The sequence below is a fragment of the Marinoscillum sp. 108 genome (genome assembly GCF_902506655.1).
Classification (GTDB): domain Bacteria; phylum Bacteroidota; class Bacteroidia; order Cytophagales; family Cyclobacteriaceae; genus Marinoscillum; species Marinoscillum luteum.
Genome location: NZ_LR734815.1, coordinates 150,443 through 163,244 on the forward strand (window position 1 = coordinate 150,443; position 12,802 = coordinate 163,244).

General features: G+C 46.2%; 9 protein-coding genes. 2 read left to right on the forward strand and 7 right to left on the reverse strand.

Annotated features, from left to right (window positions below):
- Window positions 1–169 precede the first annotated feature (169 nt).
- From GV030_RS17040 to GV030_RS17070, 7 genes are all read right to left on the reverse strand, one after another.
- On the reverse strand, window positions 170–1,879 hold the full coding sequence (locus GV030_RS17040) for a T9SS type A sorting domain-containing protein (RefSeq protein ID WP_159584542.1): 1,710 nt from the start codon (window positions 1,877–1,879) through the stop codon (window positions 170–172).
- A 246-nt stretch (window positions 1,880–2,125) separates the two neighbouring features.
- Window positions 2,126–4,738, reverse strand: a complete 2,613-nt coding sequence (locus GV030_RS17045) for an ABC transporter permease (protein WP_159584544.1) — start codon at window positions 4,736–4,738, stop codon at window positions 2,126–2,128.
- Window positions 4,735–5,073, reverse strand: a complete 339-nt coding sequence (locus tag GV030_RS17050) for a PadR family transcriptional regulator (protein WP_159584546.1) — start codon at window positions 5,071–5,073, stop codon at window positions 4,735–4,737. The genes GV030_RS17045 and GV030_RS17050 overlap by 4 nt, the downstream gene beginning before the upstream one ends.
- Before the next feature lie 147 nt (window positions 5,074–5,220).
- The gene (locus tag GV030_RS17055) at window positions 5,221–7,665 is read right to left on the reverse strand and encodes a TonB-dependent receptor domain-containing protein (RefSeq protein WP_159584548.1); all 2,445 of its coding nucleotides are present in this window, start codon (window positions 7,663–7,665) and stop codon (window positions 5,221–5,223) included.
- Window positions 7,666–7,754: 89 nt separating this feature from the next.
- A complete protein-coding gene (locus GV030_RS17060; RefSeq protein ID WP_159584550.1) occupies window positions 7,755–9,020 on the reverse strand; it encodes a HAMP domain-containing sensor histidine kinase in 1,266 nt (421 codons plus the stop codon).
- Complete coding sequence (locus GV030_RS17065; protein WP_159584552.1) at window positions 9,017–9,694, reverse strand: response regulator transcription factor; 678 nt, start codon at window positions 9,692–9,694, stop codon at window positions 9,017–9,019. Before GV030_RS17065 ends, GV030_RS17060 begins: the two co-directional genes overlap by 4 nt.
- A gap of 68 nt (window positions 9,695–9,762) precedes the next feature.
- The gene (locus GV030_RS17070; protein ID WP_159584554.1) at window positions 9,763–11,229 is read right to left on the reverse strand and encodes a CotH kinase family protein; all 1,467 of its coding nucleotides are present in this window, start codon (window positions 11,227–11,229) and stop codon (window positions 9,763–9,765) included.
- A 260-nt stretch (window positions 11,230–11,489) separates the two neighbouring features.
- Between GV030_RS17070 and GV030_RS17075 the strand changes: the two genes are divergently transcribed.
- Window positions 11,490–12,143 carry an NUDIX domain-containing protein gene (locus GV030_RS17075; protein WP_370519077.1) on the forward strand — a complete coding sequence of 218 codons (654 nt, stop codon included), beginning with the start codon at window positions 11,490–11,492 and terminating at the stop codon, window positions 12,141–12,143.
- A gap of 82 nt (window positions 12,144–12,225) precedes the next feature.
- Window positions 12,226–12,789: an RNA polymerase sigma-70 factor gene (locus GV030_RS17080; RefSeq protein ID WP_255465517.1), complete on the forward strand. Its 564-nt coding sequence runs from the start codon at window positions 12,226–12,228 to the stop codon at window positions 12,787–12,789.
- Window positions 12,790–12,802: the final 13 nt, after the last annotated feature.

The following is a 12,802-nucleotide window of genomic DNA, read 5'->3' on the forward strand; positions in this document are numbered from 1 at the left end:
AGAACTACACCTTAAAATAGGGTTATATTTTATTCATAACATATTGATAAACACGCAATTGGGCGAATTACGCACATTTTTGCGTGTTATACGCAGGGGGTCTTTTACCTAACGGAACTGAATCAAACAGGGTATATTAAGTATAAAAATTACCCAATATGGCTCTCTGTTATCGGATGATGATTTTAGCAGTGGTGCTGGCTGATCCGCTGAAACTTTTCAAGAGGTATGTCCCTGGCTTGTAGTGTTGCGTATCTATTCTGTTGCCTGAAATAAATGAACCTCTGGCCATCAGCCCACCGGATAAAGCGTATATTTCCCACGACATATCGGCCGTTACACCCTCTATCTGAAGTTCATCCCCTTGCCAGGCCGGATTTGGAAATGCCTGGATCCTATTCACCTGTGCACTTTGTCCCAGATCAATTACGCGGAGCCATTCAAAAGTTCCATCATAGTCCGTTTGCGAAAGGCGATAATAGACGGAAGTGGAGGAGGAAACAAAACCCAGGTAATCTATGAATGAATAATGTTGAATTACTTTGGAGGTACCATTTCCTGAAACCTGAGCGATGGGTTGAAAAGTACGCCCGTCTGTAGAGCGCTCCAAAGTGAAGTAATCATTGTCTTTTTCCGTGGCAGTACTCCAACTCAGAAGCACCTGATCGTCCTCCTGCAGGGCGTCAAAAGTGATCAATGACACGGGCAATGCTGCGCAACCAGATCCACAGCAACCATCTGCACACTCCGAATCTCCTGAGGATGCCGAAACCCCGCTATGAGGATCGGACATAGTGCCTCCATAGGAGAATGTGCCGTCAGGAACCGTGATAGAAGCTGGTGTAGACTCGTTGCCATTTGTAACATTTCCGGCTACAGCAAACGACCCTCCTCCGTCTATATCAATCGAACTCCCAGCGGAGTTATTCAAGTTGCCGCCAATCGAGACAGAACCACCATCCACATCTACATAACCCTGGTCTGCAGGATCACCATTGGGTTGTAACCCGTTGTTAAAGTCACCCGTCACGGTGAGCGTTCCGTTATTTCTTACCGTCAGCTGTGCGTGAAAGTCATTGTTCATATCTCCGTTGATGTACACATCGCTGGCATCGATGATCAGACTAGACTGATCCTCCGTATTCATGTTACCATTTGAGAGGGTGATATCACTCCCATTTTGGGCCAAAATAGTAGCCTGGAAGTCATTCATAAAGTTTCCTGATGTGAGCGTGATCGTAGAATTATCCAGGATCATATCGGCACCATTGTCATTTAAGAAATTACCTCCGACTACAAGAGATGAGCCATTGGTAATGTTGGAGCCAGATTGCTCCCCAATCGTGAAGTTAGTGCCTGAGTTGATGGAAGAGTTGTTCACGGTGAGTGTGCGTCCGCTGCCACCGGTAAAACTGAAGGAAGTCCCTGCATCGATGGACGATCCATTTGTCAGTGACAACTGTGTGCCTCCTCCGGAAGTGGCAAAAGTAGTTCCGGTGGAAATATCAGAGTTATTGAGTGTGATGGTACCCTGCTGGAACCCCTCTGAAAATGATGTGCCAATATCCAAAACGGCATTGGTCATGGTGAGCCCACCGTGATAACCACCGGTATAGCCGTTAGTCACATTCAGTGTAGTACCACTTAGGTTCAGGGTATAATTATCTCCGATGGTGGCTGTGCCTACCTCTACAGTCCCGCCAGAAATGGTTCGGGTAGTGGCCGAACCAACATAGCTATTATTGAGTGTACCTGTCACCGTGAGTTTAGCTCCTGCACCCAATGTTAGATTGGCATTCAGTGTAAGGTTTCCGGTAATGGTATAGTTGGCTCCTGCAGCAATGTTACAATTGCTATTGATGGTTACATCACCTGTCACATTTCCCGTTGGGCATTGCGCATAGGAAGTCAGACATAATGTTATAAAAAATAAGGCGCATAACGCCCTCACATTCAAGGTCATGGGTTGGACTAATTACTATGGACTAATCCCGTAAAAGTACCTCACTTGACCATAAAAGACTCATTTTTATCGCTAAATGGTACTCATTTGTCGACACACACCCGAGATACTCCCATAACCGTTAAAGTTGGAACACTTACCCCTCATCAACACGACATTATTCTACTCTTCCTTTAAAGAATCCAATGGGTTATTAGCTGCCATCCTGTAGGTCTGTAGGGCTACAGTGACCAGCGAAATCAGGGCCAGTAATGCCAAAGGGATCACGAAAATCATACTACTCAAATCGATGCGTTCCTCATAATTATCAAGCCAATCATGCCCCAGGTAGAACGCAACCGGCACAGCAATAAATGTACTGGCGATGATAAGGCGTCCGAAGTAGGCTATTATCCTCACAAAGATTTGACCCACTCTGGCTCCAAGGACCTTTCTGATCGCTATTTCCTTGCGCTTGCGCTCCAGCACAAATGCCGATAGCGTAAACAATCCAATAGAGGCAATGACAATGGCGAGAACCGAAAATCCGGAAAACAACAAGCCAAACCTTCGCTCTCCATCGTACAGAGCCTGGAATGAATCATCCATAAATCGACCATCCAGAGGGTAATTGGGTAAGAAACGATCCCATGTGGCCTCAATGTGTTCCAAAGCGTCTCTTAAATTACCATCTATTTTCACCATCAGATAATCTCCCCCGAAGATATCAAATACGCCATCATTCATATACCGAAACACTACTGGTGCGTTTCCGCTTTTCGCCGAGCCCAGAGCAAAGTCCTCCACTACGCCGATGATTTTGAAATGCCCTTCACTTCTACCCAACATTTTGCCGAGAGGTTCCTCCCACCCCAGGGTTTTCACCAGCGTTTCATTGACAACAATATTCATGGTATCGGTACCCAGGTTCGCGCTAAAAAATCTACCACTTTGGAGTTTCAAGCCCCATACCTCCAGAATCTCGCTGGAAACGAAGATATTATTAGGACTCAGTTGAATTTGGTCTTCATCCACTGAGGTATAGTTCCAATCAGCCATACCCCCCGAAGGGTATCCATTGGCCAGCCCCACCTGACTGATGGTCGCCTGGCTGAGTAGTTGATTCTTAAAAGCTCCAAAGTCCCCAGCTATCTTACGAGCATCTCTGATGACATAGGTCTGTTCTGTAGCCAGGCCCAGTTTTCTATTGCTCATCAGCGAAATCTGCTGATATACAATGTAGGTGCCCACCATGAGTAACAACGAGATAGAAAACTGAAAAATTACCAACCCTGAGCGCATCCGGCTACCTCCTCCCTTCACCGTCTCTCCTTTCAAAGCTGCAATGGGACGAAAAGACGCCAGGTAGAGCGCTGGATAAATCCCGGAAAGCAAACTGGTAGCGATCAAAATGAGGAAAAACCAAAGGGCATTCTGCAGGTTCACAATGTCCAAGATACCATAGCTTCCCAGACTCACCTGGTTGAAATATGGGAGGCAAACCAACGCCAGCACGAGCCCGGCCACCATGGCGATGAATGTAATCACAAATGACTCAAGAAGAAACTGCTGAGCAATAAGGCTTTTCACAGAACCCATCACCTTTCTCATACCGATCTCCTTAGCCCTGAGAGAAGAGCGCGCAGTGGCCATATTCACATAGTTAATGCAGGCGATAAGCAGGATAAATACCGCCACCCCTCCAAAAGTGAGTATGCTCTGATAGTCTGCCCCTGTACCCAGGGAAAGTCGCGGGTGATGCAGGTGAATGTCCTTCATCGGGACAAGCCCAAAGGAATACTGGTGACCTTCGGCGAAGTAATCTTCAAGGGTAGCGTAGGCATCATAAAACCCCAGAATCTCCGGGCCAATGTATCGCTGGACGAAATCAGGAAACTTACCCTCCAGTTGATCAATGTTAGCATTAGGATCAACAAGCAAATAAGAATAAAAATTATTCCCAGTCCACCAACCATTGGTCACCCATGACTCACGTGGCATGGACAAGATAAATTCATAGGGAATGGAACTGGTCGCTGGTGGATTTTCTATGACAGCCGTAATTCTATAATCATCCCCATCTACATTAATCTCCTCTCCTACCACTTCTCCATTAGGGAAAAGTTTATCGGACACTCTTTTTGTAAGCACTACATCCCTGGGGCCACTGAGTACCTGACCGCTCCTGCCCGCCAGGAAGGTAGCAGGAAACAGATCGAAAAAAGTAGAATCCGCGTAGATCCCACCTCCTTGCCTGATGTAGCGGCCCTGGAGTGAGATCACACTTTCCAGAGGCCCCGAAATCCTGGTTCCATTTAGTACTTCAGGATAGTCAGCCTGCATCTGCTTCACCAGCAATGCCGGGGTGTTCCCTCCACGCTCATTTAATGTCACACGGTAGATATTCTCCAACTGTGGAAGGTGCTTATCGAAAGCAAACTGATACTTGATGTGGATCAGAATGAGGAGACATGCCGCTATGGCCATTGAAAGACCCAAAATATTCAATGTAGTCTGCACCTTGTTTTTACCCATGCTCCGCATGGTCACTTTGAAATAAGTTTTGAACATACCAAAAGGTGTATTAGGTTGAAAATCTTCTAAATCTTTGATGTATCGCCACCTGAAAAAACGAATCACATTCATGTAGGCAGCTAGTCTGGCCTTGGTTGGATGTGTGGCCACCTGTCTATGATAAAGCTCCAGCAGGTCACCCTCTATCACTTCGGCATACCAGGGCTTGCAGAACCATCTCAGTATTCTGAAGGGCAGTTTCGGTGGATTGGCAGATGTCATCGGGTTTCCAGCAAAACTTTGGGTATTTGATCGTAAAGAGTATTTCTCACCCTTCGATTGATTTCCAATACCTGTACCCCAAGATTAGTCACTTTGAAATATCGCTTACTACGACCCCCTCGCTCGGCTGTGGCGCCTCCCATGTATGAGCTGAGGTAGCCTTTTTTCTCCAATCTATCGAGGGCAGTGTGTACTCCGCTGATATTCACCTTCCTGCCCGTCTGCGCTCCAATCTCGTCCATCACTCTGACCCCATAGGCATCTTCATGAAGGATGGCCGTCACCAGCAGCACCAGTTCTTCAAACTCTCCAATCTGTACCTTTTCTTCTTTCATATCATTCATGATTGTAAATGAAATACGTCAGCAAATGTAAAAGGTTTCTTTCATAGTTGTAAATGATATGATCAAAACAAAAAAAACCGACTCATTGTATGAGCCGGCTTCTACCAATCAACCTAACTAACTATATTTTTCTGGGGATCAAAAACCTCCATCACCTTCAAACTCGTCCCGGCCTGCACCGCGCTCAGGTCTTTGCTTCTTCTGATTAAGGCGATAAGTAGCGGTGAGCACAAAAGTGGGGCCCTTCCGCCACTGCCAGGTGGACTCCTCGTAGAAAGTGGGTATATCCGTGATCGACCTCCACTTTCGTGAATTGAAGAGGTCTCTCGCACTGAGGGAAATGGTCCCGTTATTTTTCCAGATATCTCTGGTCAGCCCCACATCGACCACCGTCACGGAGAGCCTTCTCCCCTGCGACTGATTCTGCGGCGCCTGATAGTTCACATTCACCTGAGCATCAAAAAGCTTAGGTATCTTGAAGTTGTTGCTTACCCTTGTACTGAAGGTGGTAGTGCGTGCTCCCAGATTGATGGTGTCTCCCACCGTACCGGTAATCTGCTGATGATAAAAGTTGAAATTACCACTCACACGATACCAACTGGTAAACTCATGGGCCGCATTGATTTCCATCCCTAGTGCATCACTTTCGCCAATATTGTATGGAATCTGCACCCGTTCTCCACTCTCGTTTGGAGCAAGGCTCACTCTACGAATCAGCTGAGTAGTATGTCGGTAATACACCCCGTAGTAAATAGATGAAGCCTTCAGGTTCTGAAGAAATCCGGTTTCGTATGAATCAGTAAATTCGGGCTGAAGCTCAGGGTTTCCTATGCGGAAATTACGATTGTCCGTAAAGGAGCTAAACGGATTCAACTCTCTGAACCTGGGCCTGTTGATCCTACGGCTGTAGCTCAACTGCAATTGGTTTTCACCTTTGAGCTTATAGGTAAAAAAAGCACTTGGGAAAAGGTTGGTATACTGCCAGTTTCGCTGCTTGCCTGTTTCCTGAAACACCGTATTGATGCTGGTGGTCTCACTTCTAAGCCCCAACTGCCAGGATATTTTATCCAATTCGTTGCTCACGATACCATAAAAAGCATGTACATCCTCATTGTAGGCAAAGTCCGTGCTGAAGGTATCCAGGGGAACATACGCCTCGGAGGGGTCATTCTTCTCTTGTACGTTATAGATATTTTTCACTTCTCTGAAAGTACTCCGGAATCCAGCTTCTACCTTGCCCTTCTGACCAAATGGCTGGATATAATCCGACTGAAGCATCAAACGCTTCTCGCCCTCATCGTTGCGCACTTTTTGAAAAAGTTCGGGGACACTTTCGGCCATGGTAGCTCCCTGATACTGTACAATGTCGGACTTCTCCAGTTCATTGTTATTTTGATACTGAAAGTCTGCCGTGAGTTTTTGGCCCTGACGCTGAAAGGTGCGGGTATAGTTGACTGCATACTCAAGGTTCTCATCACCCTCCGTTTCGGTGTCTTCCCGGCGTGTATAGTCTATGAGTTGTTCGTTGCCATCATAATCTTTGTACTCAAGTTCCGAATCATTGAGTTCATCAGAGTAGCGATAGAGAAAAGAGGTGGTAATCGTACTGTAATCGTTGAGGTAAAAATCCGCTCCGAACCTCACGTTATTGGATATCCCACCCCGGATGTGCTGACGACTCAGGTCAGTCGTATAGGAAGTATCTGGCAGCATATACTGCTGACTGGCACCTCCCAAGCCTGGCGCTTTGTTGTAGTTTACTCCATAGTTCAGAAACAGATTGACCCATTTTTTTCTAAAATTAACATTGGCGGAGGCTCCATGATTGTGTGGATAGCCGGTATTCACCTGAAAACTTCCATTGAGACCGTTTCCTTTGTCCTTTTTCAAAATGATATTGATGATACCCGCCATCCCCTCGGCATCATACCGGGCAGAAGGATTGGTGATGATCTCCACGCGCTCGATCATATTGCCCTGAAGCTGACGCAAAGCATCTGTACTGGACAACCCCACGAGTCCTGAGGGTTTGCCGTCTATGAGTACCTTCACACTGGAGCTCCCACGGAGCTCCACGTTGCCCTCCACATCCACAGTGACAGACGGCAAATTTCCCAAAATATCAGAGGCGGATCCTCCTAACGAACTCAGGTCTTTACCCACGTTATACACTTTCTTATCGAGGCTGAGCTGCATCTGAGTGCGCTCTCCTGAAACCACCACTTCATCCAGTTCACTCACCGATGGCTTCATGCTGATGGTTCCCAGGTCGGGATTGCGGTTGCCTTGTCCCACAATGACCGAAATCTCTTTCGTTTCGAAGGTAACAAACTGAATTTTCACCACATACTCACCAGGCTCCACTGCCAGGCTAAACCGACCTTCGGCATCTGTAATACTCCCAGTGATCAGGCTCTTGTCGTCCGCACGCACCACACTCACCGTGGCAAACTCTAAAGGCTGGCCTGTACCTGCATCAATCACCTGTCCTCTGATAGAAGGTGCCTCCTCGATAGGTGATGCCCCATGAAGGGTGATGCCAAAAAGAAAAATGAATAAAAAAGTGTAAGTGTTTCGTATCATAAGTCTATTAGAGAATGCAAAACTACCTGCACACTCTGATTGAAATTTGTTTGAATTCTGAAGGAAATCTGATTTTTGTGTAGCTACATCTAATTTCTACTTTCCCAACGTACCGAGAGGTGATGTTGTTCGGCAGAAGTTTGATAAATAACAGAGAATTGATGTTCTGAACAGATCTGCTGAACAATAGATAGCCCCAGCCCGGAGGAATCAGGATTTTCTGACCCCTTTTTGAATCGCATGAAATAATCCTGCGCATTGCCCTGGAGAGGTTCGCCCGTGTTGGTGATGTCCAGACCGGTGGAGGTAAGCTCGATACGGAGGCTGCCGCCGGTACGATTATGTCTTACAGCATTGTTCAGCAGATTCGTCATCAGAATACCCAGTAGCGTAGCATTGCCAGAGACCTCCACATCAGGCTCCACATCTATGGTGAGCGTAATCTGTTTCAGCTCTATTAGCTCTTTGAAATCAAATAGCAACTCCGACAAAAGCTTAGAAACATTGACAGGTGCAAAATCCGAAAATTCCTTATTTTCGATCTTAGTGAGGAGTGAGAGTGAATTGCTCATCTTACTCAGTCGCTTCAGCGCATTCTGTGCTGAGGAGATGAGCTCCATCTGATCTTCGCGGAGCTCGGATGACTCCATGAGCAACTCCAGCTTGCCTTGAACTATAGAAATGGGTGTCTGTATTTCATGTGAAGCATTTTCCGAAAACTCCTTCAGCGAGCGATAATCCCTTTGAGCTTTTTGCATCATTTCGTCAATGAACTGGTTGAGTTTTTTAAACTCCGCTGTGGACGAAATGGGAAGTTTTGGTGTATTGGTCTGCTTGATAGAGAAATCCCGGATAGCAGCCAGTGTAAACTGAAAGGGCCTGAATACATAGTAGGAAGCAATGAGACTAAGAACGAGCGAAACCAGCAGCAACATCAGGTAGGTTTTCACCATTGATTCACGTACGGCATCCTCGATATCGTCTTCTTCTATGATGAGATCATAGAGCATAATTTTATAGGCCCTCCCATTGACCTGTCGAATGACATCCAGCTTCAGATGCGGCTCTATCCTATTGAGGGTTGAGTGTGTGACGAGGGTATCGGTAAATACAATTTCGCTATCGCTCACCAATTCATCGAGCGGTGTGATGACCATCTTATCCCGTGAAATTTCGTGGGTTGGATTTCTGTGTTCCAGAAACCCTACGACTGACTGGAGTCTTTCTTTGAGAAAAAGCCGCTCCTCTATGTCAATCTCACGGCTTATAGCATTGTAGCTAAATACCGCTCCAATGAGGAATACAATAGAGGAGATGAGGACAAAATACAGGGTGATTTTAACAACGAGTTTCATCCTTTTTTGAATTTATAACCCACGCCGTAGACGGTATGAATGTAATCGGTACCTCCTGCTTCAGCGACTTTCTTACGTAGATTTTTGATGTGCTGATATACAAAGTCGAAAGAATCGGCGGTGTCCATATAGTCCCCCCAAAGGTGCTCTGCGATGGACTGCTTGGTGAGCACACGATTTTGATTGAGCAGGAGATACTGGATCAGTTCAAACTCTTTACGGGTGAGGTCAAGCACCTGTCCTCCCACCACTACCTCAAAGGTCTGAGTGTTAAGTTCCATGTCTTCAAACTGGATTTTGTCATCCCCCTGCTGGTTTTTTCTTCGAAAAATCGCCCTCAGGCGGGCGTTGAGTTCAGCCAGATGGAAGGGCTTGGCCAGGTAGTCATCTGCTCCCAGATCGAGGCCCTTAATTTTGTCATCAAGGGCATTTTTAGCGGAAATAATCAGCACGCAGATCTGAGGCCAGTTTTCCTTGATGGTTCGAAGCAGGTCCAGACCATTGCCATCAGGCAGCATGAGGTCTAGTGCCACCAGATCATACTGATAGGCATAAAGTTTCTCCACGGCCTGCTGGTAGCTGCCTGCCACTTCACACACATAGCCCTCCCCGTGGAGATAGGTGCGAATATTGGCGCTAAGTTGATCATGATCCTCTATGACAAGTAGTTTCATTGGGATCAAAAATACGGGCTATTTCTGAAGGAATTTTGAAATGAGAAGTGGTGCTCAGTATTGGGCACTCAAAAAGCCGAAATCTGACCATCCATCCACTGGGTGCGCTCCTCCAAATAGGTCTTGAGGCTGGCGATACTTGCGTCATAATCCACCCCGATGGCCTTCCCCCATCGATCATAGTTGCGATCTACAGCACCATTCTCTATCAGATAGCTGGCAGTGGCATCAACCATCGCCTTGAGAGATGCAGTGCTCATGATCCCTCCCCGCAGGCTGTTCCACCTGATCTTGACAGCCGTCCTAAACTTGGGGTCTTCCATAAGTCTTGGCCACCAGAAGGGCACCATCCAGGCGTCGGACTCCACATACTGATTGTAATTCATCACCCACCCATCTATGGGTACCCGCCCACCATTGTCATAGCCAATGTTCAGGTCCCAAACCGGGCCCATGTTTAACCTACCGCCACGGTCTTTGTGCAGATAGGTACTGAGCCGGTAAGCATCTACGTTCCGTACTACCTCATTCAGTAGGAAAAAATCCACAAAACTTGACAGATCAACAAAATCGGTATAGGTCCGCTCTTCTGTAGAAAAGTCATCCGTCAAAAGGGCCGTCTCAAAATCACTGATATACGCTTGAATGTAATTTTTCTGAGTAGCGGTAATCTCGGTAGCCTTTGGATACTCATACAGAAAATAGGTTTCCAGGTACATATCAGCATGGTACGGCTGCCCATATGGGTCAAATTCAATAGGCTGTCCATAGATGTCATAGTCCGAACGAAAGCTGATATCCTCAGTGTACCGGGCATCATCCTCCCAGTTGTTTTCAAAGTATTCCAGCGGCTGGTTGATGTTCAGGTCCCCACCTGCCGTCTTATCAATTTTCAAAATATACCCACCTGTAATGTCATCAGCCAGCACATCTCCTGGCTCAAGTTTTTTAATGTCTATTCGATTCTTGTCTCGTTTGAGTTTTTCCATGAACACATAGACCCCTTTGTAGTCATCGTCTATCTGTAGCTCCACAAACTCCGTGCGACTGGCATATCGGCCCATCGCCTCAAAAAGCCGATACCCAAACTGATGATACATGAGTGTACGGTCAAAAATATATCCTTGCCCTTCATTGACCACATGCCCCATAAGTATCCAGTCTTCTTCTTCTGGAAACCCAAAAAAACTCACTTCGGTATCGCTACCATCCTCGGCCCAGGTCTCTATTCCAAAAGACTTCTTGTCCGACAACCGGAAAGAGGTAGACCCTCTATATTCAATGCCGATGTGTGCACTCTGCACTGCGGCCTTTTCCACATAGATCTTCAGCTCAGCTGGGATTTTAGGCTCATTTTTGATGTCCACACCTTTGGTATCGATGATGAGGTAAGGCAGTTGGCTCTCTCCGGTCTCAACCGCAAAGACCACCTCCTCTGGAGTCTGGGGATTGGGCTCCTCCTTTTTGTCGGTTTTGCAGGCTACCAGCGCAGAGAGGCCTATTATTGCACTAAAAAAAGTCAGATGAGTACGCATAATTCCCACAAGTTACGCAATTTTCATACCCCCAAGAAGAGCCACCGTTAGCCGATCAAACCCGAGAGCGCTGGAATTCAAACCATCCGTTTCTCAGCCTTCTGCCCAGGTGCATTATCTTCACCTTTGGAAACTTGCCTTTAATTACGCATTTTAACCTGCGATGAAAGAGTGCACACGAGATTTCTGCACCTTATTTACAAATAATAGATTTAATCACAGCCATGATCACCACTTATCAAAACCAAAAAAGACTGCTTGTGGCAGTAGACTGTATCATCTTTGGCTTTGACGATGAAGAACTCAAGCTGCTTTTGATCAAAAGAAATCTGGAGCCCGAAAAGGGGAAATGGTCACTCATGGGTGGCTTTCTTCGTGAGGATGAAACCGCCTCACAGGCCGCCAACAGGATACTCCACAGCCTCACTGGTCTACGAGACGTCTATATGGATCAGGTGCGAACATTCAGTCAGCCAGACAGAGACCCTGTGGAACGAACGATTTCCATTGCCTATTATGCGCTGATCAAAATAGAAGACCACAATAAAGAGCTCTCCCGACAACACTCAGCTGAGTGGTTCAGCCTCAACAAAGCGCCTAAACTCATATTTGATCATGGCGACATGGTCACTACAGCCATCAATCTCCTGCGATACAAAACCTCCGTTCAGCCCATTGGATTTGAACTGCTGCCTGAAAAATTCACCATGCGGCAGCTACAAAAGCTCTATGAGGCTATTTTGGATCAGGAGTTGGACAAGCGAAATTTTGTCAAAAAAATCAATCAACTGGATGTGCTGACCAAACTGGAAGAGAAAGACATGACCTCCAGTAAAAAAGGCTCATACCTCTATCAGTTCAACAAGGAAAAGTACGCCTCAGAGTCCAAAAGGGACTTTTCGCTGAATGTTTAGATCAAGACGTACGTCTCGATAGCACATACTTACAAACAATACCCTTTCATTTTATACTTTTGGGTATATCCACACCTAACCGTTGAATCCTAGCTCCAAACAAATTGTCCATATCAGTGATGACCAGGTTTTCGAATCTCTCTTCAGGACTCACTACGACGAACTGGTACATTTTGCACTGAGCTACATCTCCAATGAAGACGATGCTGAAGAAATCGTGCAGCAGCTTTTTGTGACGCTCTGGAGCCAAACAACCATTGATATCAACACTTCTGTCAAATCCTACCTCATGGGGTCTGTGCGCAATAGATGTCTTAATCATTTGCGACATGAGAAGGTCAAAGCCTCGCATGCCACTCATCACCAGATCACTCACCCAAATGCAAGTAATATTGATTTCCTTGAACTCGAAGAGCTGAAGGAGGCGATTGAAGCAGCACTAAATAAGCTGCCAACCAAATGCAGACAGATTTTCAACCTGAGTCGATACGAGGGTAAAAAATATCAGGAAATAGCTGATCACCTCCATTTATCTATTAAAACAGTAGAAAATCAGATGAGTAAAGCGCTGAAATCATTGAGGAACGAACTCAAAGATTTTCTGATCTTAATTTTTTTGTGGATGGTGAATGGGGGTAGATTTTGAGTAACGTGTCAAC